Consider the following 25,956-nt stretch of genomic DNA (forward strand, 5'->3'; position numbering starts at 1 on the left):
TCCTTTTCGATCCCAAGATCGAGTCAGACATTCAAGATAACGGTATAAAAGCGGCCTCTCTCGGGACTCGCTTCTACGGGAGGACGCCTTCGCGCCTTGCATCCTGCTATGCAGCCTCGAGCCACTCCGCCAGCGTCAGCCGTAACTGGGATTCCCAATCCGGCAGCGTGACGCCGAGCGCATGCTCGATTTTCTCCAGCGACAGTCGTGAATTGAGCGGACGACGGGCGGGCGTGGGGTAGCTGGCGGTGGGAATCGACGCCACTTCCTCCGGTCCCAGCCGCAGGGGCTGTCCGAGCGCGGCCGCATGCCGGAATATCCCCTGGGCGAAACCGTGCCAGCTGGTCTCGCCACGCGGCGCGAGGTGATAGATCCCGGGGTCCATGCGCCCTTCGCCCTGCTGCCTCACGGCCAGCAGGGTCACGTCGGCAATCAGCCGGGCTGGCGTCGGCGCGCCGATCTGGTCGCCGACGACACTCAGGGCGTCGCGCTCCTTGGCCAGGCGCAGCATGGTCTTCATGAAATTGTTGCCGCGTGCGCTGTAGACCCAGCTGGTCCGGAAGATCAAGGCGTCCGCCCCGCTGGCCAGTACCGCGTCGTCACCGGCAAGCTTGCTCTCGCCGTAGGCCGAGAGCGGGCCTGTCTCGCTGGACTCTTGCCAGGCGGCGTCGCCGCCACCGGGATAGACGTAGTCCGAGGAGTAGTGAACGAGCCTTGCCGAGTGCGTGGCGCAGTAATCGGCCAGTTGAGCCGGCAGTTCGGCATTGAGCCGGAAGGCTTCCCCGCGTGCCGTCTCCGCCGCGTCCACCGCGGTCCACGCCGCCGCGTTGGCGATCAGCTTGGGTCGGGTCTGGTCGAGCAGGCGGGCGACCGCATCGGCATCCAGCAGGTCGAGGGAAGGACGTGCCGGGGCGGCGCACTCGCCAAGCGGCGACAACGCGCGCTGCAACTCGAACCCGACCTGGCCGTTTCCGCCGAGAATCAGCGTACTCATGCGGTCACTCCCAGTCGCTCGCCCTGATAGCTGCCGTTCTGGACCCGGCGCCACCAGGTGTCGTTCTCGAGGAACCACTGCACGGTCTTTCGCATGCCGCTATCGAAGGTCTCGCGGGGGGTCCAGCCCAGTTCTCGCTGGATCTTGGAAGCGTCGATGGCGTAGCGCTGGTCATGGCCCGGCCGGTCGACCACGAAGGTGATCAGATCGCGATAGCGAACGACGCCCTCGGGCTTGTTCGGCGCAAGCTCCTCGAGCAGTTCACAGATCGTCTCGACGACCTGGAGATTCTGCTTCTCGTTGTGGCCACCGATATTGTAGGTCTCGCCGATCTCCCCTTCGCTGGCGACCTGAACCAGCGCTCGCGCATGATCCTCGACGAACAGCCAGTCCCGAATCTGCTTGCCATCGCCGTAGACCGGCAGCGGCTGTCCCGCCAGCGCGTTGAGAATCGTCAGCGGGATCAGCTTCTCCGGAAAGTGGAACGGGCCGTAGTTGTTGGAGCAGTTGGTGACCACGGTCGGCAGGCCGAAGGTCCGGTGCCAGGCGCGGACCAGGTGATCGGAACTGGCCTTGCTGGCCGAATAGGGCGAGCTCGGCGCGTAGGGCGTGGTTTCCATGAACAGGTCGTCCACGCCATGAAGATCGCCATACACCTCGTCGGTGGAGATGTGGTGAAAGCGGAAAGCCGCGGCCCTGGCCGGGTCGCTCTCCTGCAGCCCTTTGAAGTAGCCGCGGGCTGCCTCCAGCAGCACGTACGTCCCCACGATATTGGTCTCGATGAAGTCGGCCGGTCCGTCGATGGAGCGATCCACGTGGCTCTCCGCCGCCAGATGCATGATCACGTCCGGCTGGTATTCGTTGAAGATCCTGGCCATGGCCGCGCCGTCACAGATGTCGGCGAGGCGAAACTCGTAGCGTTCGTCGCTGTCCACCCGTGCCAGCGACTCCGGATTGCCGGCATAGGTCAGTTTGTCGACGTTGATGACGCGATGCGGCGTGTGCTCTATCAGTTCTCGCACCACCGCCGAGCCGATGAATCCGGCGCCACCTGTTACCAGAAATGTCTTGCTCATGGTGATTCCCCCGTCGAGCCTGTTACGCCCTGCCTGCATACGCTCGTGTCTCGCCGAGCGGGGTTCAGACAGCGCTGGGTGGATCGATCGTGCGATCCATGGTTGGTCGTTGTTTGCTTCGGACGGCATGGTCCGGGTCGCGGCGACAGCCGGCCCCGGCCATGCCGGTCCGGTCAGTCGCGGTGATCCTTCACGATCAGGATCAGCATGTTGAGGATCAGGGTGATGAACAGCGCGATGACCGCGAATACCACCGAGTTGTAGAGCCGCTCGGGCTGTTCGGGGTATTCCGGCATTGTCGGCGTCTGGAGAACGGAGACCTGCTTCAGCTTGCGCGCCGCCTCGATCCGGGTGTTCTCGAGCGCCCCCAGCGCCCCGGAATAGCTGTCCTGGGCGAACTGCGCCCGCAGCATCAGGGTCTGGTACTCCGAGGAGATGCTGTTGAGCGCGTTGCCGGACTGCCTGGCCAGGCGAGCCTGCTCCTGCGCGATCTGATCGGTCAGCGCCTTGATCTCGCTGTTGATGCGCACGATCTCCGGCGAGCGAACGCTCTGGTAGCTGGCCAGCGCACTCTTGCGCGCCTTGGCGATGGCGAGTTGACCCTCCAGGCTCGACACCACCGAACTGAGGCTCTCCACCGTACCCGTCGGCGAGACCAACCCGTTGGCGTTCTGGTAGTCGAGCAGCGCATCCCGCGTCTGCTGGAACTTGTCTTCCAGCAACGCGACCTGCTGTTCGAGGAAGCGCACCTGCTCCTCGGCCAGGCGCTGGCCCATCAGGTTCATGTGCCGCTCCCCCTCCTCCAGCAGCAGCCGATTGATCTTGTTGGCTTCTTCGGGAGTAAAGGCCTCGACATCGACCCGCAGCACGCCGGCATAGTCGTCCAGCTCCACCGATACCCGGGAGAGGTAGTAGTCGTGCAGCTCCTCCAGCGGTGCGTTCTCGTCGCCCAGGGCGCTGAAGAAATCGGCACCGGAGTTGGCGTAGTGGTTGCGGAAATCCGCCTCCTCGATGAGCAGCTTCAGCATGTCCACGGACCGCATGTAGTCGCGCAGCAGCAGCATGTCCGCGAGATTGCTGGTGGCGCCGCCGCTGAGCAGTGAGCTGACGCTCAGGGTCGGCGCCGCGAGCTGCGGGCTCTCGAGCACCACGTTGGAGTGGGAGACATAGCGGTCACTGGCCCACAGCGCCCAGTAGAGCGACACCACCACGATCGCGATCAGGCACACGATCCAGTGGAGCGACTTGCGCAAGCGTGACTTCTTGTTGAGAGACGATGAGTTGTTCATGGCCGACCTGTCTTTTTCGTAGTCTTTGTCGTTCGTTTGCGAGGCTTGGCTTTCGCCTGCGACTGGAACTGCTGAACGTAACGGCGCGCCTCGTGCATCCGCTCGCGGGACTCCTCCACGCGCCAGCGCAGCGCGTCGTCGGGATCGTTCCGGGCGGGGTCATCACTGGCTATCTGGTAGTCGAGGCGAGCCTGTTCGAACTCGAGATTCGCCTGCATCAACTGCTGCTTCGCCTCGGAGAGCGAGGTCGGCACCTTGGGCGGCTCGACCTTCTTGCCGTCGGTTGCCTGGTGATAGACGCCGATGGCCTCCTCGATATCGTCGAACCACTGCGCCCGGCCCTTCTCCAGCACGATGCCGGCCTCGCAGAACTCCCGCAGGACACCCTCACCATGGGAGACCATGATCAGGCTGGCCTTGCCGACACGCGCCTTGAACGCTTCCTTGGCCTTGGCCTTGAACGCGCGATCGCCGACGGCGGTCGCCTCGTCCGAGAGGTAGACGTCGAAGTCGAACGCCAGCGAAAGCCCGAACGCCAGCCGCGAACGCATCCCCGACGAGTAGGTCTTGACCGGCTCGTCGAAGGCGTTGCCGATCTCGGCGAAGGCCTCGACCTCCCGAACCACGCGCTCGATCTCCTCCTCGGCGCCATGGATCCGGGCCACGAACTTGACGTTCTGACGACCGGTCATCGAGCCCTGGAAGCCTCCCGCCAGGCCGATCGGCCAGGAGACCCGGCTGTTGCGGACGATATCGCCGCGGTCGGGGGAGTCCATGCCACCGATCAGCCTCAGCAAGGTGGACTTCCCGGCGCCATTGCGCCCCAGCAGGCCGACGCTGACCCCGCTGGGGATCGTCAGGTTGATGTCCTTGAGCACCCAGGGGCTGTCATGATGGTTGTGATAGCGCTTGTAGAGATTGCGAATCTCGATCATGGGGGCCCTCCTCCTAATGCGCTTTCAGTTGGTCGCGAAAACGCGTGTGCAGGATCAGCCCCAGCGATATCAGCGCCAGCGCCCAGAACCACAGGTAGGTCATGTCGATGCCATCGATCGTGTGGTAGCCGCTGAAGAAGTTCATCCGCATGCTCTCCAGGCCATGCACGATCGGGTTCATCAGCAGGTATTCCCGGTACTGATGCGGCACGTAGAGGACCGGGAAGATAACGCCGGAGAGCAACAGCAGCGGCAGATTGAGGATGCGCGTCACCTTGCCGATCTCGGGCACCAGATCGCCAAGCACCGACAGCGTCAGCCCCATGCCCCAACCCAGCGCCCACAGCGACAGCCAGTCCATCATCGCGCCGAACGGATAGTCCGGCATCAGCTCGAACTTGAGCAGGCTGCCTATGGTGATGAACAGGATGAAGATCAGCGACTTGAGCATGCCCTCGAGAAAGCAGCGCACCAGCACGGGATCGACCGGCTTGACCTGGCGGTAGGCGAACAGGCCACGGTTGGCCTCGATCGCGCCGATCGAGCGCATCATGTTCTCGCGGAACAGCATGAAGCCCATCAGCCCGACCACCATCCAGGCGACGTAGTCGGCGCCGGCGATGTGGCGGCCGGACATGAACAGCCCCCGCACGGAGACCATCACGCCGATGATCGCCAGGGGTTCGAAGATCATCCAGAACCAGCCCATGCGGTCGGCCATGGTGCGCGAGATCGTCTCGCGCATGAACAGGGCAAACCAGACGCTCCTGGCCACTCTCCACGAGGAGCGGGCTCCTCCTCCGGACGGTGCTGCGAAGTTCGGTTGCGATGAATCCGATCGTGAAACTTCCATAGCCATGGCGGATTACCCTCGAGAATGCGCGCGCGACGAGTGGATCAGGTCAACGAGCCGACGATCGGATACGTTCACAGGTCGAGCGCCACGCGAGTCGCCACGGCGACCTGGAACAGAATCTGGGTGATCGCGGAAGCCAGTTCGATGTTGCTGGTGGGTGCGGCAGGCAGCACGATGATCTCGTCGCCGGCACGCATGCGCGTCTGCCCCGCCTGGAGCACCGCCCCGTTGCGATGCACCACCAGCACCTGGTCCTCGTCGGCCCTGGGCGTGAAGCCGCCGGCCTGACGGATGTAGTCCAGCGCGCTCATGCCCGGCGTGTAGACCATCGCCTGGGGAATGATGATTTCGCCGCTCAGCAGGATGGAGTCGGTGTTCTCGGGGATCGTCACGATATCGCCATCCTGCAGCCGGATATCGGCGACGTTGCCGTCCCTGGCGACGACCAGCCGGCCGGTCGGCTTGACCTGCGAGGCTTTCTTCACGAACCGTTCGATCAACTCCGCCTGGCGAACCTGGATCTCGCCCTCCTTGGCGGTGCGAGCGGGATAGCCGAGGTAGGTCGTCTCGAGCCGGCGCAGGCTGTCCTTCAACGACGACGCCTGCTGCTCGGCCACGCTGATCCGGCGAATGGAGACGTCCTGATAGCTGGTCATCTCCTGGGGCACGCTGATCGCGTTCAGGAACTCGCCCAGCCGGGCATCCCGCGGCAGCGCATAGCGCGATGGGCCGTAATAGCTGCCCTCGACCTGGACCACGATGGTCTCGTCGCGCTGGTCGGCGCTGAACAGCACCTCATCGCCACGGCGGACCTCGGCGCCACGAAACTCCGCCAGCGGCAGGTAGCGCGAGATCGGCCCCGACGGGCGGCTGCCGCGCAACAGCACATGGGACACGCCCGACTTGAGGCGGGCCAGGTTGATCACGTCCTGCCCGGTCAGCGCCTCGCCGACCAGCTCGTAGCGGTAGTTCTTCTGGACGTCGCCGACGACGCTGATGGCGGGTCCGCGCTCCTCGACCACGATGGTGTCGCCATCCCGGAACTGCGGCCGTGCGATATCGCCGTTGATCAGGAAGTTGTAGAGATCGACGACATTGATGACCTGGTTGCCGCGCTTGATCACGACCTGGCGATAACTCCCCAGCGCCTGATCGATGCCACCCGCCTGATCGAGGAAGTAGAGCACCGAGTCGTTCGGCGTCCCGGAGTAGCGCCCGGGATTCATGACGTAACCGGTGACGAAGACGCCCACCGGCTGCACGCCCTGGAGATTGGTGTAGACGCTGACGTTCTCGGGATAGACGGACTGGATCGCGCCGCGTACCCGGGCGTTGAGCTGGGCGTTGGAGATCCCCTGGACCTGCAGCGGACCGATCCGCGGCAGGAAGATATTGCCCTGGGCGTCCACCGCCAGTACCCGGTCGATCTCGACCCCGCCCCAGACCCGGATCGTGATCTGGTCACCCGGCTTGATCAGGTAGTCCGGGTTGAGACCGTCGGCCATCATGCCCCGGAAGCCGCCGGAGAACAGGTTCTCGCCGAACGGTGGCAACGTGTCGGGGTCGACCATGGCCTGGGCCCGGGGGTCGACCGGCCCGTAGGTGCCGCTGTCCCAATCCGCCCGCGGCGATGTCTCGATCGAATTCGTCTCATCGGACTGCGAGGTCATCGCCTGTGCCGGCTGGTCACTGCCCAGCAGGCCACCGCTGCTCAGCCCGATGTCCTGGCCGTGGGCAAAGTTAGCGTTGAGGCACGCTACCGCCACCAGGCACATGGCCCGGAAAGTCACTGATAACCGCTTCATGATGGTTCCCTTCCCTCACGTGTTTTTCAGGCCATCGAGTGCCGGCGTTCGCTCATGAGAGCACCGGCGAAATGCCTTGAGGGCACTTGTCGATTCGGTGGCGATCAGGTCGTTCCGGCATGAGGAACGACGGGTTTCGACGGCGCCGCCGAGATGGCTTTCGGAAGTTTCCCGAACACCATCTAGCGAATGATTTCCGTCACCAGGCGCTGGGCGTACCAGCCTTTCCCCGGCACCAGGCAGCTCACCTGGGCCACCGGAACACCGGCCGGCGCCACGTTGCGGGTCACGTCGAGGCGAATACACCGCCGGCCGCTGGCCGAGAAGTAGCGCTCACGGGCATGAATGGAGACGTTCGGCCCCCAGGGCGTGGTCGCCAGATTCGCCACGCTGCCCGTGGCCGCGCTATCGAGAAACGTTGCCAACGGGCCATTGACTGGCGTGGCGTCGTTCATGGGCATCACCGCCCCATCGCCGAAGCGTTGCTGGGATGAGGTTGCGCACCCCGACATGGCGGCAACTACCAGCGCCAGCGCCAGCCACCGGGACGCACCATCGGCCCTTCTGCGTTTTCTGATTTCGTTTTTCATCGTGCCCACCCTTCCCTCCGTTTCCCGCGCGTTATCGCCGGGAGCCTTGCTGCCTTTCGCCGCCTGCCCGCCAACGCGGGCGCCGTTCGACGAATCGATGCGAACTGTTGTCAGATGATCCGGTGACGCCGCAGGGCGGCGATGAGCTGGCCCACCGTCTCCTCGAGGTCATGGATCGACGTGTCGATCTCGACTTCCGGTGATTCCGGAGCCTCGTAAGGAGAAGTGATGCCGGTAAACTGACCGATCTCGCCGCTACGGGCCTTGCGGTAGAGGCCCTTGGGATCGCGTCTTTCACAGACCGCAAGCGGTGTGTTGACGAAGACCTCGATGAACTCGTCGGCCTCGACCATGGCGCGGACGACGCGACGATCCTCACGGAACGGCGAGATGAACGAGACCAGGGTGATCACGCCCAAATCGACCATCAGCTTCGCCACTTCGCCGACCCGGCGAATGTTTTCCTGACGGTCGCGGTCGCTGAAGCCGAGATCGCGGCACAGTCCGTGGCGAACGTTGTCCCCATCCAGCACGTAGGTGTTGTAGCCCATGCCGAAGAGCTGTCTCTCAAGGGCATCCGCCACGGTGGACTTGCCGGCGCCGGACAGCCCCGTGAACCAGATGATGCTGGGCTTCTGGCGGTTGCGTTCGGCGCGTCTCCGCTTGTCGACGGCCATGTCGTGCCAGACCACGTGGCCGATGTTCAGGGCGTCGACGACCATGCCGGCCCCCACGGTCAGGTTGCTCAGCCTGTCGATGAAGATGAAACTGCCCGTCTCCGGGGAGCGCTGGTAGCTGTCCAGCACCAGCGGCTGCGTCACTTCGATCTGGCATCGGGCGATGCCATTGAGAGGCACCCTGTCGGAGGCGCTGCGCGACAGGGTATTGACGTCGATCTGATAGACGATTCGCGTCACGCGGCCGGAAACGGTTCGGGTACCGGCCTTGAACTCGTAATCCTGTCCCGGTGCCAGCGGGGTCTCGTGCATCCACACCACGTCGGCGGTAAACACCGAACTGGGTTCGATATCGCTGTTCGCCGCCACCAGCATGTCGCCGCGGGAAATATCGAGTTCGTCGCGAAGCGTGAGCGTTATCGACTGGCCGGGATAGGCAACGCTGAGGTCACCGTCGTTGGTGACGATGCGCTCGATCGTCGAGCGCCTGCCGGAGGGCTCCACCCGGATCTCGCTGCCCACTTCGACCGCGCCGGCGGCCAGCATGCCGCTATATCCACGGAAATTGAGATTGGGCCGATTGACGTACTGAACCGGAAAGCGCAGTTCATGCAGGCTCGGCGCCGACAGGATCTCGACCTGCTCGAGCTGGGCCAGCAACGGGGCGCCTTCGTACCAGCGCATCTCGCTACCGGGATTGACGACGTTGGCACCGGTCAATGCCGAAATGGGCAAGAAGCGCACGTCGTTGACATTCAGCTTGTCGGCGAAATCACGGTAGTCCGCGACGATCTCCTGGAATCGCGCTTCGGAGTAACCGACCAGGTCCATCTTGTTGATCGCGATCACGAAGTGGCGGATCCCGAGCAGATCGCAGATGAAACTGTGCCGCCGGGCCTGTAACTGCACGCCGTAACGCGCGTCGATCAGGATGATCGCCAGATCCGCCGTGGAGGCGCCGGTGGCCATGTTGCGGGTGTACTGCTCGTGCCCCGGCGCGTCGGCGACGATGAACTTGCGCTTGTCGGTGTAGAAGAACCGATAGGCGACATCGACGGCCGTGCCCTGCTCGCGTTCCGACTGCTGGCCATCGACCAGCAGCGCCAGATCGACCTGGCCACTGCGGCTGCCGCCTGTCCCCGGCCCGCGCACCAACGCCGCCAGCTGCTCCTCCTGGATCGCCAGGGAGTCGTGCAGCAACCGGCTTATCAGCGTCGACTTGCCGTCGTCGGCCCCACCGCAGATCAGAAATCGTAGCAGCCCCTTGCTCGCATTCAGCTTGAGGTAGCGCTCGATGTCGTCGGCGATGCGCATCATCTGGAGAGGCATCAGAAGTACCCCTCGTGTTTCTTCTTCTCCATCGAGCCGACGCCATCGCGATCGATGGCGCGGCCGAGCCGCTCGCTGGTGCGAGTCAGCAGCATCTCCTGGATGATCGCGGGCAAGGTGGTAGCGCGTGACTCGATGGCGCCGGTCAACGGGAAGCACCCCAGTGTCCGGAAGCGGATCCAGCGCTCCTGAGGCACTTCTCCCGCCGCCAGCGGCAGCCGCTCGTCGTCCACCACCAGCAACTGGCCGGTACGGAACACGGTCGGTCGCGGGGCCGCGTAGTAGAGCGACACGATGGGGATCGACTCTAGATGGATGTACTGCCAGATATCCAGCTCGGTCCAGTTGGAAAGCGGGGAGACGCGGATCGACTCGCCCGGATTGACCTTGCCGTTGTAGAGACGCCACAGCTCGGGGCGCTGCCGCTTGGGGTCCCAGCGGTGATGCCGGTCACGAAACGAGTAGACGTGCTCCCTGGCGCGGGAACTCTCTTCATCCCGGCGTGCGCCCCCGAACGCGGCGTCGAAGCCGTGCTTGTCGAGCGCCTGCTTGAGGGCCTGGGTCTTCATGATCTCGGTGTAGGTGGCGCTACCGTGATCGAAGGGATTGATGCCCGCCGCTCGCCCCTCTTCGTTGACGTACTCGATCAGCTCCATACCGACCTGCGCCGCGGTACGATCGCGAAATTCGATCATCTCGCGGAACTTCCAGGTGGTATTGACGTGCAACAAGGGAAATGGCGGCGTTCCGGGATAGAACGCCTTGCGCGCCAGATGCAGCATCACTGACGAGTCCTTGCCAACCGAATAGAGCATCACCGGATTGCGAAACTCCGCCGCCACCTCCCGGATGATCTGAATCGACTCCGCCTCGAGTTGCCTGAGGTGAGTGTGAGCCGTGACTGTCAGTTCTCGCATAACGTTCCCGTGCACCCGATCGAGAGTAACGAAACAAAAGGTTTCCAATGGCGGAGATCAACTGGAGACCTGTGCAACGTCGCTTCCAGTTATTGTTTTCGAGACTCTTTTTCGATCAGTTACGGGGTCGAAGTCAAACCTTTAAAAGGTGGCAGGTAAAATCCTGTAAAGGACAAAACCGGGGTTTAGAAAGGATGCTAAATAAAGTTACAAATCAGAGATTCACACAAAAATACGAACGACTAATACTTAAGCCAACAGACTGTTTTTTTAAAGAAAAAAATGGTATTCCGAAGTCAAGTTCAGTCGCTAATGGCGCCACCACCGCCTCGACTCGACGAGAGCTTTTTACTTTCTTGAACGCGAAATGGATCATCCCACTCATCTTTCGACTCGAAAACTTCTGAAGTAAATACCTCGGGCACAGAACCGAAAGTGTGATTTTATTAATACCTCAACCATCGACTTTTCCCGCAGAAAAGTTCGTTTACATTTGCCATATTTCCACGTCGATCTTCGCTTACGCAAAATCCCGGCGCTTAGCAATTCGATACAGCTGAAAAGCGCCCCCGACTCGCGGGATGCGTTACACTGCGCCTCGGACTGCCTTGCACGCCCCGGACTCGGGCCGGTGGTGTCGGACCAGCGCCCAGGGCAGTGACATGACATTTCTTCGACGGACCGCACCCGCTCTCTGTGACCCATGCCTAACGATTCGACAGTCCTGCGACCGTCCTCCCATCGCGTAGCCGGTTATCTTTCCAAGGGCCTGGCCCGCTGGAACATCATCCGCTGCCTGCTGCCGGAGTATTCTCGCCAGATCCGCCTCAAGCCCGGTAGCCGTCAGCCCGTCGACGCCATTCTTGGCTGGGGTTTGAAGCCGACGTCGAAACAGGCGCGTCGCCTGGCCACCCGCCGGGGACTGCCCTACATCGCGATCGAGGATGGGTTCCTGCGCTCGTTGGGGCTGGGGGTCAACTACTCCCAGCCCCACAGCCTGGTCGTGGACTACAGCGGCATCTACTACGATGCGACCCGGCCATCGGACCTGGAGACACTTCTCGCCGAGGCCACCTTCGGCTCGGATGAGCTGGCGCGCGCGGACCGGGCCATGCAGCGCCTGCGGGGATTGCGCCTATCGAAGTACAACCACGCCCCGGACCGCCCGCTCGCGCCCACCGACCGCCCTCGCGTCCTGGTCATCGACCAGACCCGCGATGACGCCTCGATCACCCATGGCATGGCCGACGCCAGCTCGTTCCAGCGTATGCTGGAGAGCGCGATTTCCGACCACCCCGATGCCGAGATCCTGATCAAGACCCACCCGGACGTCATCGCCGGACGCAAGCAGGGCTACCTGACCAAGGCCTCGTCACATCCGCGCTGCCGGCTGATCGGCGACGATATCAACCCGTGGTCGTTGATCGACGCCGTCGACGCGGTCTACGTGGTCACCAGCCAACTGGGATTCGAGGCACTGATGGCGGAAAAGCCGGTCCACTGCTTCGGCATGCCGTTCTATGCCGGCTGGGGGCTGACCCGGGACGCGCTGCAGTGCGAACGCCGCCAGCGCCCACGCACGCTGCTGGAACTGTTCGCCGCGGCCTACCTGCGCTACTGCCGCTATGCCAATCCCTACACCGGAAAGACATCGACACTCGAAGCCACCATCGACCTGATCGCCGACCAGAAACGTCAGCGGGACCGCCTGGCCGGGCGCTGGGTGGCCGTGGGCTTCTCGAGCTGGAAGCGCGCCTTCATCACCGACTTCCTGGGTCCGGCCTCCAGCGTGCGCTTCCTCCAGAGCGACCTCCCGCAGCCGCATGAGCTGGAGGGCCGCGACAGCCTCGTGGTGTGGGGGCAGAAGGCCACCGACGAGCTCAAGGCCCGCTGTCGCCAGCACGGCCTCGACCTGTGGCGGATGGAGGACGGTTTCGTCCGCTCGGTCGGGCTGGGGGTCGACCTGATCCGGCCCCTGTCGCTGGCGTTCGACTCCCGGGGGCTCTACTACGATGCCCATCACGAGAGCGATCTGGAGCGGCTGCTCGCCGGGACGGACTTCGAACCGGAACTGTTGGCGCGCGCCGACCGCCTGCGCCGGCGCCTCATCGAGCTCAAGCTCTCGAAATACAATGTCCAGGGCAAGAAGCGCCCTTCACTGCCGACGGAGGCGATCGGCGCGCGCCCGGTGGTGCTGGTACCCGGCCAGGTCGAGAGCGACGCCTCCATTGCCCATGGCTCCCCCGAGATCAAGACCAACCAGGCGCTACTCGAGGCGGTCAGGCAGAACCGTCCCGATGCCTTCGTCATCTACAAGCCACACCCGGACGTGGTCTCGGGGGCCCGGGTCGGTCTGCTCGACAAGACGGCGCGGACGCTCTACGACCTCGAACTGGTCGACTGCGACATCATCGACCTGATCGAGCTGGCCGACGAGATCCACACCATGTGCTCGTTGACCGGCTTCGAAGGTCTGATGCGCGGCGTGGAGGTGCATACCTACGGTCTGCCTTTCTATGCCGGTTGGGGACTGACCCACGATCGGTTATCCTCCCCGCGGCGTCAGCGTCGGCTAACGCTCGACGCCCTGATTGCCGGCGCGCTGCTGCTGTATCCGACCTATGTCGATCCGGATACCGGCGAGTTCTGCAATGCCGATACCGCCGTCGAACTGATGCAGCAGCAGCGTGACCAACGCTCGGGATTGCCCCTTCGAGTCCGCTTCTACCGGCTATACCGCAATCTGTTTTCCAAAAGGCAATGACTTGAGCACGACACGCAAACACTTTCTTCTGTTACAGGGTGTCTGCTCACCTTTTTTCGACCGGCTCGGCGCGCGATTGCAGGACGCCGGGCACTCGGTGGTCAAGGTCAACTTCACCGTCGGCGACAGCGTCTACTGGAGTCAGAAGAATACCTACGCCTATCGCGGGCAGGCCAAGGACATTCCCGAATACCTCTCCGGTATCTGGGACCGCCACGAGATCACCGATCAGGTCGTCTTCGGCGACCGCCGCCCCGTCCACCGTCGCGCCATCCTCGCCGCCAGGCGCCGAGGCATTCGCAACCACGTGTTCGAGGAGGGCTACTTTCGGCCCTACTGGGTGACGCTGGAGCGCGAGGGCGTGAATGCGCACTCCCTGTTGCCCCGGGACCCCGACTGGTATCGCGAGGCCGGCAAGCGCTTGCCCAGCGCCGGCCGCCCCCAGTCCTTCCCCAACCAGTTCCACATGCGGGCACGCCACGACGTGCTCTACCACCTGGCCGGCGTCGCCAACCCGTTCCTGCATCCCCACTACCGTAACCACGCCCTGGTGACCGCCCCGGTGGAGTACGCCGGCTTCCTGCTGCGCAAGGTCCGCATGCCCTACCTGAAGCGCCGGGACGAGCAGCGAGTCAACGCGCTGATGGCCTCCGGGCGTCCGTTCTATCTGCTGCCACTGCAGTTGAAGAGCGATGCCCAGATCCGCTACCACTCGGACTACAAGAACATGCAGGAGGTGATCGGGAAGGTCGCCGCCTCCTTTGCCTACCATGCACCGCGAGATGCCCTGCTGGTGATCAAGAACCATCCGCTCGACATGGGCCTCGCCCAGTACGCGCGGCTGATCAAGGTGCTGTCCCACGAGTACGACCTGGCCGACCGCCTGGTCTATCTCGAGGGAGGAAGCCTCGAGGCACTGCTCAAGCACGCCAGCGGCCTGGTCACGGTCAACAGCACTGCCGGCAACGTCTCGCTGGGCTTCGGCTGTCCGACCCACACCCTGGCCTCGCCGATCTACGACATGGCGGGGTTGACGCATCAGGGCACGCTGGACGATTTCTGGCACAATACGCCCGCCCCGGAAGCGGAGCTCTTTCGGGCCTATCGACGAACCGTCGCCCAGACGGTCCAGATCAATGGCGGGTTTTACTGCCGCCCAGGGATCGAGCTAGCCTCGGAGAACGCCCTGCACGCGCTGCAGCGAGAACGCTCTCCGCTGCAACAACTCATGGATGAGATCGCATCATGACCCGAATCGTCATTACCGGTGCCACCGGCGCCATCGGCCAGGCGCTCGCCGCCGGCTATGCCAGGCCCGGCAACCGGCTGGTGCTGCATGGCCGCCAGCACGAGGTGCTCGAGTCGCTGGCCGCCGACTGTCGCGGCGCCGGGGCCAAGGTCGAATGCAGTCGCGTCGACCTGGGCGACGACGAGGCGCTGTTCGCGTGGCTGGCGTCGCTGTGCGATCCCGCGCCGCCGGAGATCGTCATCATCAACGCCGGCATCAACATCAACATCGGCGAAGACGGTAGCGGCGAGCAGTGGGAAGACGCCAGTCGCCTGCTGGAGATCAACCTGCGCGTACCGATGGCGATGGGCAACTTCCTCGGCAAGCGCATGCGTGCGGCCGGCCGCGGCCAGCTGGTACTGATGAGTTCGCTCGCCGCCTATCACGGCCTGCCGGTCACTCCGAGCTACAGCGCCAGCAAGGCCGGGGTGAAAGCCTACGGGGAGGCACTTCGCGGCTGGCTGGCACCTCACGGCGTCGGCGTCACCGTCGTCATGCCGGGCTATGTCAGCTCGAAGATGTGTCACGAGATGCCCGGTCCCAAGCCGTTCTTGTGGCAACCCGAGCGTGCCGCCCGGGTCATCTCCCGGGGCATCGAGAAGGATCGCGCCCGAATCAGCTTCCCGTTTCCGCTCGACTTCGGCTGCTGGTGGCTGGCCGTGCTGCCGGCCGCGATCTCGCAGCGCCTGGTCAAATGGTTCGGCTACCACATCGACCCGGACCACGGAGCCAAGCGATGAGTCATGGATTCTGGAACGGGTTCTGGGCCGCGGTGGCGTCGCTGGTCGTCACCAGCCTGTTCGAACTGCTGCTCAAACCGCGTCCGCAGCCGTTGTGGCAGCGGGCACCGGCGGCAGTGGCCGTCCACCTGGCCACTGCCACGCTCCATTTCGCGTTCTGGCTGCTGGTGGTACAGCGCCCCTGGTTCGCGCTGGTGATCGCCGCCTCGCTGCAGATGGTGATCATCCAGGTCAACAACACCAAGTCGACCTCCCTGCGCGAGCCTTTCCTGTGTCAGGACTTCGAATACTTCGTCGATGCGGTTCGCCACCCCCGGCTCTACATCCCCTTCTTCGGCATCGGCCTGACCATCGCGGCCAGCCTGGCCGGCGCCATCGCCATCGCCATCGGCTTCTGGCTGGAGCCTTCGCTCTACGGCCATGCCGACGCCCCGTGGTCGCTGCTGGGCACGCTGGTGCTGGTCGCCGCAGCCACGGCCACGCTGGTCTGGCAGTTGCCCCGGCTACCCGCCTGCACGCTGGAGCCCAACGACGACCTGGTCCGGCTCGGCCTCTACCCCTATCTATGGGCCTATGGCCGCCTGACCCGGCTGCCCATCGATCGCCAGGAGAACGATGGCGCCTTCGCCCTGCCGGCCGATCTCGACCCGGGAGAGCTCGATCCCACCACGCTGCCGAACGTGGTGCTGGTCCAGAGCGAATCGTTCTTCGACCCCCGCGACTGGCACCCGGCCATTCGCCGCGAGCTGCTGGGCAGCTACGACGCGCTCGTGGCCGAGGCGGTGCAGGCCGGCCGTTTCGACGTGCCCGCCTGGGGCGCCAACACCGTGCGCACCGAGTGCGCGGTACTGACGGGATTCACGCCGTCCCGGCTGGGTGTCCATCGCTTCAATCCCTACCACCAGCTATCGAAGCTGCCGGTCAACAATTTGGCCGGCGCGCTCAAGCGGCTGGGCTACCGGACGGTCTGCATCCACCCCTACCCCGCCAGCTTCTATCTGCGTGACCGGGTCTATCCCAACCTGGGCTTCGATACCTTCGTGGATATCGCCGACTTCGACATCGCCGAGCGCGACGGCCAGTACACCGGCGATCTGGCACTGGCGGAACGGGTGCGAACGCGGCTGGCGGAGGCCGATGAGAAACCGCTGTTCATTTTCGTGATCAGCATGGAGAATCACGGCCCGCTCCACCTGGAGACCGCGGATCCGGCCGTCGCCGAACGCTGGGTCGAGGGCGGCGTTACCGACGGTTGCGAAGAGCTGACGGTTTATCTGAGGCATCTACGCAACACCGATAGTATGCTGGAGCGACTCAGGGACTCTCTCGACCAGGGCGGACGACCCGGGATTCTGGGTTTCTACGGAGATCACGTGCCGATCATGCCGAAAGTCTACGCACGGCACGGCGAGCCGGATGGTTTCACGAACTATTTCATCTGGCGGACCGCGCCCCGTTCGGGGGATAACGTGCGGATGACGCTCCCAGCCGATAAGCTGGGAACAACAATCTACGACAGGATTATCGACCACGCTGGAAAGCGCGGTGCGAATTGAGAAAGGCGTAGCCCGTGCTACGAAGCAAGGAGTCCCAATGACCAAACGCGTTGCCATCATCGGCGCGGCTCACCGGTTCCCGAGCGCACCGACATCACAACGTTTCTGGCAAGCGCTCAAGACCGGCGAAGACCTCGTCACCACGGTCGCAGACGACCGTTGGGGCCTGGAAGCCTATCGCCACCCGGACAAGCAGCACCCCGGCACCAGCTACACCTTCGCCGCCGGCAGTCTCGGCGACATCTCCGGCTTCGACGCCGCCTTCTTCGGCATCTCGCCGCGGGAAGCCGCCCAGATGGACCCGCAGCAGCGGCTCCTGCTGGAGATGACCTGGGAAGCCATGGAAGACGCCGGCATCCCGCCGCAGACACTGCGCGGCAGCCAGTGTGGCGTGTTCCTCGGCATCGCCAGCCTCGACTACTCCTACCGCATGGCCGACGACATGTCGGCAATCGACACCTCGACGGCGACCGGCAATACCTCGAGCATCGCCTCGAACCGCATCTCCTACGTGTTCGACCTGCATGGCCCGAGCATGTCGATGGATACCGCCTGCTCCTCCTCGCTGGTCGCCTTCCACCAGGCGTGCCAGTCGATCCGCAGCGGCGAGACCGATATCGCGCTGGCCGGCGGCATCAGCCTCCACCTGCACCCGTTCGGCTTCATCATCTTCTCCAAGGCGAGCATGCTCTCGCCCACCGGACGCTGCCAGGTATTCGACGAATCCGGCGACGGTTACGTGCGCTCCGAGGGTGGCGGGGTCTTCCTGCTCAAGGATTACGACAAGGCGGTCGAGGATGGCGACCGCATCCTGGCGGTCGTCGCCGGCAGTGGCGTCAACACCGACGGTTTCAAGAAGGGCCTGACGGTGCCCAACCCCGACGCCCAGGTCGCATTGATGACCCAGACCCTGGATCGGGCCGGCCTCACCCCGGACGATCTCGACTACCTCGAGGCCCACGGCACCGGTACCGCCGTCGGTGACCCGCTGGAGACCCGCGCCATCGGCGCGGCGATCGGTCAGCTGCGCCAGACGCCGCTGCCGATCGGCTCGGTCAAGAGCAACCTCGGCCACCTGGAAACCGCTTCCGGCATCGCCGGGCTGGCCAAGGCGCTCTATGCGCTGCGCGAGCGCGAGGTGCCTGCCACCATCGGCATTCGCAAGGTCAATCCGCGCATCGACCTGAAGGGCTGGAACCTCGACATCGTCGACCAGCCGCGCAAGCTGAAGGCCGAGGGTCAACTCACCATCGGTATCAACTCCTTCGGCTTCGGCGGCGCCAACGCCCACGTCATCCTGCAGTCGCCGCTGGAAACGCCTCCGGCAGAAAGCGTCGAGACGCCCACGCGGCGACTGCCGCTCTGCCTGAGCGCGCGTAGCCCGGAAGCGCTGCGCGAGTTCGCCGCACGCCTCAGCGACAACCTCACGGCTGGCGACGTCTCGCTCTATGACGCCGCCTACAGCCTGGTCTTCCGCCGCGAGCGGCATCATCACGCCGCGGTGCTGCTGAGCGACAGCGCCGCCGACGCGATCACCCGCCTGGACGCTCTGGCCGCCGCCGAAAGCGTGCCCGGCGCCGCCCTCGGCGAGCGCGTCGATACCGGCTACGGGCCGGTGTTCGTCTACGACGGCAACGGCTGCCAGTGGACGGCGATGGGTCGCACCCTGCTGCAGGAGTCCCCGGTCTTCGCTGCCGCCGTCGACGAGGTCGACGCCCTGTTCGCGAAGCACGCCGACTTCTCGCTGCGGGCCGAACTCGATGGCACCAACCAGCAGGCAGCGGCGGAAGGGATCGATCGCCTGGCCCTCACCGAGATCGCCCAGCCCGCGCTGTTCGCGCTGCAGGTCGGCGTGACCCGGCTGCTCGAATCCGAGGGCGTGCGCCCCGCCGCCGTCACCGGCCACAGCGTGGGTGAAGTCGCCGCGGCCTGGGCCTGCGGGGCGCTCAGCCTGGCCGACGCCGTCAGCGTCATCTACTACCGCAGTGCCGGCCAGGGCCGCACCCGTGGCAGTGGCGAAATGACCGCCGTCGGCCTCGGCGCCGAAGCCATGCAGCGCTGGCTGGAGGACCCGGCTCACGCGGAGATCGTCATCGCTGGCGTCAACGGTCCCAAGGGCGTCACCCTGGCAGGCCCGGCGGCGGCGCTGGAACGCCTGGAAGCGGCGCTTTCCGCCGAGCGGATCTTCGCCAAGCGCCTGGCGCTGGACTACGCCTTCCACAGCCCGGCCATGGACCCGATCCGCGACGAGGTCATCGACGCCCTCTCGCACCTGAAGCCTTCCGCCGCCCGGATACCGTTCATCTCGACCGTGGCCGGCAAGTCGCTGGACGGCCGTGAACTGGGCGCCGAGTACTGGTGGCTCAACATCCGCGAACCGGTGCAGTTCGCGCCGGCGGTGGATGCCTTGATCGAAGCAGGCGCGCGCGCCTTCGTCGAGATCGGCCCCCAGCCGATCCTGCGCCGCTACCTGAGCGACGCCCTCTCCGCACAGTCGGTCACCGGCAGCGTCATCCCCACGTTGAGTCGCGATCACGACGACGCCACCGCCATGGAAGCCAGCCTCGCGGCGTTGCTGGTCAGCGGTGCCGTCTCGGCCGAGGCGTGGTTCCCGGTGACCGGCCGCTTCGTCGACCTGCCGCGTTATCCATGGCAGCGCGAACGGTACTGGGTCAAGACCACCGGCGACTCCCAGGGCCTGATGGGACGCCACTACGAACACCCGCTGCTGGGTTATCGCCTGGCCCGCCAGGGGATGGCGTGGGAGAGCCAGCTCGATACCCGCCGCCTGCCCTGGCTGGCCGATCACCGCGTCGGCGACGCCACCGTCTTTCCGGGGGCGGGCTTTGCCGAACTGGCACTGGCCGCCGCAGCGGCGGCCAAGGCATCGCCGGTGCTCGATATCGAGGCGCTGGAAATTCTCGGTCCGCTGCTGCTCGACGCCGCCCACGGCAAGAAGCTGCAGCTGGAGATCCAGGATGCCGACGGCACCTTGACCATGAAGAGTCGCGAGCCGGCCAGCGAAGACGCCTGGACGCTCAACGCCCGCGCCCGGATCACCGCGCAGACCCGCGGTCTGCTGCTGACGCGACGTGGCTCGCCGCTGCCCGACCGGGCGGCGGACTTCACTCGCGAGCAGCATCTGGCGATGGCCGCTCATGTCGGGCTCGAGTACGGGCCGGGCTTCCAGGCGATCAGCGAAGTCTGGATCGAAGACGACCGGGCGCTGGGTCGCATCGACCTGCCCGCCGCCATTGCCGAGGACCAGCGCGACTGCCTGCTGGCCCCGGGCATCCTCGACAGCGCCTTCCAGCTGTTCATTCCGCTGTTGGCCGACGAGCTCGCCAAGGCGGGCGGACTGGCCTTCGTGCCGGTGCGCCTCGAACGGCTGCAGCTACGGGTCGATGCCGCGCCGCCGGCCTGGATGGAAGTACGCCTTACCAGCCGCGCACCGCATTCACTTTGCGCCGACGTGGCCCTGTTCGATGCCAACGGCAACGCCGTGGCCGTGGTCGAAGGCGCTCGCTTCAAGGCGGCCCGCCTGCGCCACACGGTGCAGCATCGACTCAGCTATCTCGACCACCGCCTGGTTCCGGCACCCCGCGAAGCGGCCATGCTGCCGCTGGACGAGACCACCGCCGAGCTGGCCCTGGCGCAACTGGTCGACAACTATCGCAGCGTCACCGACAGCCGCTACGGTGACGAGGTGGAGCCGCTGCTGGAAACCCTGGTCTCGGCGTTTCTCGACGAGGCACTGCGCAGCCACGCCGACGGCGACGGGCAGCTGCTGGCGGGTCACTTCGACGCCGGCGCGAACGACGTCCGCCAGCGCCGCCAGGCGCTGGTCGAACTGGCGCTTGCCATCGGCATCGTGACCGAAACACCGGCTGGCTGGCAGCTACAGGAAGCGCCGGAGATCGACGCGGCGACGGTCTGGAACCTGCTGATCCGGGACTATCCGGACTACGCCGCGCTGACTCACAGCATCGGTCGCTTCGGCCTGCACCTGACGGACTGGCTCGAAGCGCGTCTCGACGTCGCCTCGCTGGGTCTGGATGCCCCCCGCCTGACGCGGCTGGTGCAGACCGCCGTCGGCGAGCGCGGCTGGCACGCCTTGGCAGATACCTGGCTGGCCCAGTACGCCATGTCGCTCGAGCTGCTGCCGCCCCACCAGCGGCTGGTGATGCTCGAAGCCTCGGCGCTGCGCCCGCAGCTCGGCGAGCGACTGATGGGCGGATTGAGCGGCGACCGCGCCGAGTATCGCTTCGTCGCCCTGCGCGACAGCGCACTGAATGAAGCCGAGTCGCTGGCGGAACACGACCCCCGGGTCGAGCTGCTGACGGTTGACGCCGCTATCCCCGCGATCGGTGCCAATGTCGCGCTGGTCACGCTGGATGGTACCCAGGACGAGATCGATGCGCTGCTGCAGTGGTTGCCGGGACAACTGGCGGACGACGCCCAGATCGCGCTGCTGGCGCTGGGCGACACCGACTGGCAGTCGTTCCTGTCACTGGCGGTGACGACCGAGTCACGCCCCGCCGATCTCGAGACGACCCGACAACGCCTGGAGACACTGGGCTACCGTCAGCTCGAGCGCCACACGCTGGAGAACGACCAGGGCGGCCTGCAGTTGCTGACCGCCCAGGCCCCGCTGCCCGCCACCACCGCAGCGGCGGAGTCCGGCGGCGACCGCGACGACTCGGCTGATGATGAGGCCCAGTGGCTGGTGATCAGCGACGACAACGCCCAGTGGCTGGCTGCGAAGCTCGTCAGCCGCTTCCAGACCCTGGGCCAGGCCGTCCATCACCTGGCCGGCAGCGAGCTGGCGCCCCGGGAACTGCTGCCGCTGGCGCTGGAGTCCTTTACACCGACCCAGATCGTCGACCTGCGCGGCCTGGCCAACGCGGCCGAGGATCGCTGCGTGCTGGCCGCCCAATGGCTTCAGACGCTGGAGTCGGCGGAATGCGACGCCGCCCTGTGGTGGCTCACGCTCGGCGTGGGCGCGCACTTTTCTACGCTGTCCGGGGCCACAGCCAATTCGCTCTCACTGCCCGGGGCCGCAGTCAACTCGATCTCACTGCCCGGGGCCGCTACCGACCCGGCCTCGCGATCTGACGCGTCCGGGCAGTCCAGGCTGCCCGAAGACGCAGCGCAACGGTCCAGGCTGCCCGAAGATGCAGCGCATCGGTCCAAGCTGCCCGAAGACGCAGCGCTTTGGGGCTTCGGCCGGTCGCTGCAGAACGAGGCCGGTAGCCGCCAGGTCCGGCTACTGGACCTGCCGCTGTCGAGCCGCGACTCGCTGTCGAGCGAGCTGCTGGATGCGCTGCTGTTCGAACTGAGCGTGCCGGATGCGGAAACCGAGATCGTGCTCGATGCCGACGGCCAGCGCTGGGTTCCCCGTCTCGGCCTGGCGCCGGCACCGGGTACCGGCACCAGCGAGACGCAGCCCGAGCATGATCGCGCCGTCAGCCTGGGCTTCGAGCTGCCGGGGCAACTGCGTCATCTGCGCTGGCAGCCCCACGACCTTCCCGCGCCGCAGCCCGGCCAGGTCGAGATCGCGGTCAAGGCCACCGGCCTCAACTTCCGCGACGTGATGTATGCGCTCGGCCTGCTCTCCGACGAGGCGATCGAGAACGGCTTCGCCGGACCGACCCTGGGCCTGGAGTTTGCCGGGGAAGTCGTCAGCGTCGGCGATCCGAACGGGTCGCTGCGTCCAGGCGATGCCGTGGTCGGCTTCGGCCCGGCGAGCTTCAGCGACCGGCTGATCGCCGACGTCAACGCAGTGGCGCCGATCCCCGCCGAGATCGGCTATGCCGCCGCGGCAACGATCCCGACCACCTTCTTCACCGTCTACTACTCGCTCAAGCACCTGGCCCGCGTGCAGCCCGGCGAGCGGCTGCTGATCCACGGCGCCGCCGGCGGCGTCGGCCTGGCGGCGATCCAGGTCGGTCGCTGGCTGGGCGCGGAGATCTACGCCACCGTCGGCTCGCCGGAGAAGCAGGACTTCCTGCGCCTGATGGGCGTCGACCGCATCTACGACTCGCGCAGCCTGACCTTCGCCGAGGAGATTCTTCATGACAACGCGGCCGAACGTCAGGCCTCAGGGGATGGCAGCAACGGACAGCGCCTCGGCATCGACGGCGTCGACGTGGTCCTCAACTCGCTGGCCGGCGAGGCGATCAACCAGAACCTGCGGGTACTCAAGCCGTTCGGCCGCTTCATCGAACTCGGCAAGCGCGACTTCTACGAGAACACCAAGGTCGGCCTGCGCCCGTTCCGTAACAACCTGAGCTACTTCGGGGTCGACTCCGACCAGCTCATGAGCGAACTGCCCGACCTCACCGGCGAGCTGTTCAGCGAAATGATGACCCTGTTCGCCGACGGCACGCTCGCGCCGCTGCCCTACATCGCGTTCGGCAGCGATCGCGTGGTCGAGGCCTTCCGCTACATGCAGCAGGCCCGCCAGATCGGCAAGGTCGTCGTCACCTACGAACGACCGCCGACCATGGCGCCCGCGCCCGCCAGGGACGTTCCGTTGACCCTGGACGCAACGGGCAGCTACGTGGTGACCGGCGGGCTCGGCGGCTTCGGCCTCGCCACCGCCGAGTGGCTGGCCGCCAAGGGCGCACGCCGGCTGCTGCTATTGAGCCGTCGCGGTGCGGTCACCGAGGAGGCCAAGGCCGGCATCGAGCGGCTGGAAGCGCTCGGCGTCACGGTCGCCGCCCGCGCCTGCGACGTGACCGACAGTGCGGCGCTCGAGAAAGTGCTGGAGGAAGCGCGGCAGGAGCTCGGCCCGATCCGCGGCATCGTCCATGCCGCCACGGTCATCGACGACGGCCTGATCCGTAACCTCGACGAATCGCGCATCCGCCAGGCGATGGCGCCGAAGCTCGAGGGCGCCCGGCACCTGGACTCGCTGACGGCGAACGACCCGCTCGACTTCTTCGTCGTCTACTCCTCGGCCACCACCCTGTTCGGCAATCCCGGGCAGGCCAGCTACGTGGCCGCCAACCACTGGCTGGAGGCCTTCACCGCCAACCGCCGCGCCAACGGGCGACCGGCGACGGTGGTGCGCTGGGGCGCGATCGAGGATGTCGGCTTCCTGGCGCGCAACACCCAGACCCGCGACAGCCTGCAGGAGCGCCTCGGCGGCCAGGCGTTGACCTCCAGCGACGCGCTGGCCGTGCTCGAGCGCATGCTGGTGGCCGACGTGGCCTCCCTCGGCGTGCTGGAGCTCGACTGGCGAGCGCTGGCCCGTTTCCTGCCAACGGCGGAAGCGCCGCGCTATCGGGAAATCGCTCGTACTGCCGAGGACGACGGCGGTCAGGAAGGCGACGATGACCTGCAGCAGCTGCTGGCCAGCCTCTCCCCGGAAGCCCTTTATACGACCCTGATCGAAGTCCTCAGCAAGGAGCTCGCCAAGATCCTGCTGATCGACGAGGAGAAGATCGATATCCACAAATCCGTCTACGACATGGGGTTCGACTCGCTGATGGGTGTCGAGCTCGTCACCGCCCTGGAAGCTCGCCTGGGCATCCAGGTACCGGTGATGGTGCTCAGCGAGGCCGGCACGCTGGCCAAGCTCTGCGACTACCTGATGCTCAAGCTGCGTGGTGACGATACCGAGACCGACAGCGACGAAGACGCGCTCAGCGGCCTTGCCGCCCAGCACGGCGTCGATGCGTTGCAGAACGGTGGCGGATCCCGGGGCGAAGGCGACGGGGGCCGATCATGAGCCAGCCCCGCGACGCCCTCAAGCAGCGCCTGCTGCAGGAAGCGCGCCAGCGCCGCCAGCAGCGCCCGGAGGGGGACACCGCCCCCAGGCCCGCCGCCACCAGCGTCGACGAGCGCTTTACCCGCTTCGACCGTCACCCGGGCTACCAGCAGCTCAAGATGATGCGCGAGGGCGGCAAGCGGCTGGGCATCCCCGATCCATTCTTCAAGGTCCACGAGAGCACCGCCGGCGCGACCACGGTGATCGGCGGGCGGGAGTGCATCAATTTCGCCAGCTACAACTACCTGGGGCTGGCACACCACCCCCGGGTGATCCAGGCCGGTATCGACGCCCTGGAGCGCTACGGTAGCTCGGTCTCCGCCAGCCGTCCGGTCTCCGGCGAGCGCCCGATCCACCATGAACTGGAGCGGGCGATCGCCGAGACCTACGAAGTCGAGGCCGCCGTGGCCTTCGTCAGCGGCCACGCCACCAACGTCTCGACGCTGGGCTACCTGCTCGGCCCCAAGGATCTCCTCCTCCACGACGAGTACATCCACAACAGCACCGTGGTCGGCGCGCAGCTTTCCGGCGCGCGGCGGATGAGCTTCGCGCACAACGATCCGGTGGCGCTCGAGACCCTGCTGGCACGCCATCGTCGCCAGTTCGAGCGTGTGATCGTGGTGATCGAAGGGCTCTACAGCATGGATGGCGATGCCCCGGACCTGAAGCGCTTCGTCGAGATCAAGCAGCGCCACCAGGCCTGGCTGATGGTGGACGAGGCCCACTCCTTCGCGGTGATGGGCGATCGGGGGCTGGGGCTGCGGGAGTACTGCGACGTGGCGCCCACCGATGTCGACATCTGGATGGGCACGCTCTCCAAGACCCTCTCCGGCTGCGGTGGCTACATCGCCGGCTGCCGCGAGCTGGTGGAGATGCTGCGCTACTTCGCGCCCGGTTTCCTCTACAGCGTGGGGATGCCGGCGCAGGTGGCCGGGCCATCCCTCGCCGCGCTCCAGGTGATGAAGGACGAACCCGAACGGCTGAAACGCCTGCATGACATCTCGCGCTACTTCCTCGAGCAGGCCAGGCTCAAGGGCTTCGACATCGGCGAGAGCATCGGCGTCGCCGTCGTGCCGATCATCGTCGGCAGCTCCGTGCTCGCCGCCGGCCTGTCCGATGCCCTGCTCCAGCACGACATCAACGTGCAGCCGATCCTGCATCCGGCGGTGCCCGAGAAGAGCGCGAGGCTACGGTTCTTCCTCAACTGCGACCATACCCGCGAACAGATCGACCAGACCCTCGACGTACTGGAAACGGAGTGGAAGGCGCGGGCCAGCTAGCGTACGCCCACCCCTTCTTCAAGGCGACAAGACACGGCCTTGCCACCTCACGGGTGACAAGGCCGTTCGCGTGTTGGGAGCTATCC

Annotated in this window: 15 protein-coding genes; 6 read left to right on the plus strand and 9 right to left on the minus strand. The window is 65.7% G+C overall.

Annotated elements, in window-relative coordinates; all coding sequences use genetic code 11:
- Window positions 1-106: 106 nt before the first annotated feature.
- From rfbD to cysD, 9 genes are all read right to left on the minus strand, one after another.
- A complete protein-coding gene (gene rfbD / locus DOM45_RS10790) occupies window positions 107-994 on the minus strand; it encodes a dTDP-4-dehydrorhamnose reductase (RefSeq protein ID WP_110600297.1) in 888 nt (295 codons plus the stop codon).
- Window positions 991-2,070 carry a dTDP-glucose 4,6-dehydratase gene (gene rfbB, locus DOM45_RS10795; RefSeq protein ID WP_110600299.1) on the minus strand — a complete coding sequence of 360 codons (1,080 nt, stop codon included), beginning with the start codon at window positions 2,068-2,070 and terminating at the stop codon, window positions 991-993. Before rfbB ends, rfbD begins: the two co-directional genes overlap by 4 nt.
- A gap of 173 nt (window positions 2,071-2,243) precedes the next feature.
- Window positions 2,244-3,359: a KpsE/RkpR family capsule polysaccharide export protein gene (locus DOM45_RS10800; RefSeq protein WP_110600301.1), complete on the minus strand. Its 1,116-nt coding sequence runs from the start codon at window positions 3,357-3,359 to the stop codon at window positions 2,244-2,246.
- Entirely contained in the window at window positions 3,356-4,294 is a 939-nt protein-coding gene (locus DOM45_RS10805) for an ABC transporter ATP-binding protein (RefSeq protein WP_110600302.1), read from the minus strand. Before DOM45_RS10805 ends, DOM45_RS10800 begins: the two co-directional genes overlap by 4 nt.
- Window positions 4,295-4,307: 13 nt before the next feature.
- Window positions 4,308-5,147 (minus strand): ABC transporter permease, encoded by an 840-nt coding sequence (locus DOM45_RS10810; protein ID WP_110600303.1) that lies wholly within the window; start codon window positions 5,145-5,147, stop codon window positions 4,308-4,310.
- 74 nt (window positions 5,148-5,221) lie between these two features.
- On the minus strand, window positions 5,222-6,955 hold the full coding sequence (locus tag DOM45_RS10815) for a polysaccharide biosynthesis/export family protein (protein ID WP_110600305.1): 1,734 nt from the start codon (window positions 6,953-6,955) through the stop codon (window positions 5,222-5,224).
- A 182-nt stretch (window positions 6,956-7,137) separates the two neighbouring features.
- Entirely contained in the window at window positions 7,138-7,545 is a 408-nt protein-coding gene (locus tag DOM45_RS10820) for a DVU3141 family protein (protein WP_110600307.1), read from the minus strand.
- 110 nt (window positions 7,546-7,655) lie between these two features.
- Complete coding sequence (cysN, locus tag DOM45_RS10825; RefSeq protein ID WP_110600309.1) at window positions 7,656-9,551, minus strand: sulfate adenylyltransferase subunit CysN; 1,896 nt, start codon at window positions 9,549-9,551, stop codon at window positions 7,656-7,658.
- A complete protein-coding gene (cysD, locus tag DOM45_RS10830) occupies window positions 9,551-10,468 on the minus strand; it encodes a sulfate adenylyltransferase subunit CysD (RefSeq protein WP_110600311.1) in 918 nt (305 codons plus the stop codon). Before cysD ends, cysN begins: the two co-directional genes overlap by 1 nt.
- A 703-nt stretch (window positions 10,469-11,171) precedes the next feature.
- On the opposite strand from cysD, the gene DOM45_RS10835 reads away from it, so the two are divergent.
- From DOM45_RS10835 to DOM45_RS10865, 6 genes are read left to right on the plus strand one after another with little or no spacing between them, the layout of a single operon-like run.
- A complete protein-coding gene (locus DOM45_RS10835) occupies window positions 11,172-13,232 on the plus strand; it encodes a capsular polysaccharide biosynthesis protein (protein WP_110600313.1) in 2,061 nt (686 codons plus the stop codon).
- A 1-nt stretch (window position 13,233) separates the two neighbouring features.
- Window positions 13,234-14,481, plus strand: a complete 1,248-nt coding sequence (locus tag DOM45_RS10840) for a capsule biosynthesis protein (protein WP_110600315.1) — start codon at window positions 13,234-13,236, stop codon at window positions 14,479-14,481.
- On the plus strand, window positions 14,478-15,260 hold the full coding sequence (locus DOM45_RS10845; protein WP_110600317.1) for an SDR family NAD(P)-dependent oxidoreductase: 783 nt from the start codon (window positions 14,478-14,480) through the stop codon (window positions 15,258-15,260). Before DOM45_RS10840 ends, DOM45_RS10845 begins: the two co-directional genes overlap by 4 nt.
- On the plus strand, window positions 15,257-16,816 hold the full coding sequence (locus DOM45_RS10850) for an LTA synthase family protein (RefSeq protein WP_110600319.1): 1,560 nt from the start codon (window positions 15,257-15,259) through the stop codon (window positions 16,814-16,816). The genes DOM45_RS10845 and DOM45_RS10850 overlap by 4 nt, the downstream gene beginning before the upstream one ends.
- Window positions 16,817-16,853: 37 nt before the next feature.
- Window positions 16,854-24,551 (plus strand): type I polyketide synthase, encoded by a 7,698-nt coding sequence (locus tag DOM45_RS20310; protein ID WP_240612356.1) that lies wholly within the window; start codon window positions 16,854-16,856, stop codon window positions 24,549-24,551.
- Window positions 24,548-25,870, plus strand: a complete 1,323-nt coding sequence (locus DOM45_RS10865; RefSeq protein WP_110600321.1) for an aminotransferase class I/II-fold pyridoxal phosphate-dependent enzyme — start codon at window positions 24,548-24,550, stop codon at window positions 25,868-25,870. The genes DOM45_RS20310 and DOM45_RS10865 overlap by 4 nt, the downstream gene beginning before the upstream one ends.
- The last annotated feature ends 86 nt before the right edge of the window (window positions 25,871-25,956 follow it).

Source organism: Salinicola lusitanus (assembly GCF_003206045.1).
In the GTDB taxonomy this organism is placed as follows: domain Bacteria; phylum Pseudomonadota; class Gammaproteobacteria; order Pseudomonadales; family Halomonadaceae; genus Salinicola; species Salinicola lusitanus.

Coding starts and splice junctions, on each gene's coding strand:
- rfbD (WP_110600297.1), bottom strand. CDS start 994: ATGAGTACGCTGATTCTCGGCGGAAACGGCCAGGTCGGGTTCGAGTTG.
- rfbB (WP_110600299.1), bottom strand. CDS start 2,070: ATGAGCAAGACATTTCTGGTAACAGGTGGCGCCGGATTCATCGGCTCG.
- DOM45_RS10800 (WP_110600301.1), bottom strand. CDS start 3,359: ATGAACAACTCATCGTCTCTCAACAAGAAGTCACGCTTGCGCAAGTCG.
- DOM45_RS10805 (WP_110600302.1), bottom strand. CDS start 4,294: ATGATCGAGATTCGCAATCTCTACAAGCGCTATCACAACCATCATGAC.
- DOM45_RS10810 (WP_110600303.1), bottom strand. CDS start 5,147: ATGGAAGTTTCACGATCGGATTCATCGCAACCGAACTTCGCAGCACCG.
- DOM45_RS10815 (WP_110600305.1), bottom strand. CDS start 6,955: ATGAAGCGGTTATCAGTGACTTTCCGGGCCATGTGCCTGGTGGCGGTA.
- DOM45_RS10820 (WP_110600307.1), bottom strand. CDS start 7,545: ATGAAAAACGAAATCAGAAAACGCAGAAGGGCCGATGGTGCGTCCCGG.
- cysN (WP_110600309.1), bottom strand. CDS start 9,551: ATGCCTCTCCAGATGATGCGCATCGCCGACGACATCGAGCGCTACCTC.
- cysD (WP_110600311.1), bottom strand. CDS start 10,468: ATGCGAGAACTGACAGTCACGGCTCACACTCACCTCAGGCAACTCGAG.
- DOM45_RS10835 (WP_110600313.1), top strand. CDS start 11,172: ATGCCTAACGATTCGACAGTCCTGCGACCGTCCTCCCATCGCGTAGCC.
- DOM45_RS10845 (WP_110600317.1), top strand. CDS start 14,478: ATGACCCGAATCGTCATTACCGGTGCCACCGGCGCCATCGGCCAGGCG.
- DOM45_RS10850 (WP_110600319.1), top strand. CDS start 15,257: ATGAGTCATGGATTCTGGAACGGGTTCTGGGCCGCGGTGGCGTCGCTG.
- DOM45_RS20310 (WP_240612356.1), top strand. CDS start 16,854: ATGACCAAACGCGTTGCCATCATCGGCGCGGCTCACCGGTTCCCGAGC.
- DOM45_RS10865 (WP_110600321.1), top strand. CDS start 24,548: ATGAGCCAGCCCCGCGACGCCCTCAAGCAGCGCCTGCTGCAGGAAGCG.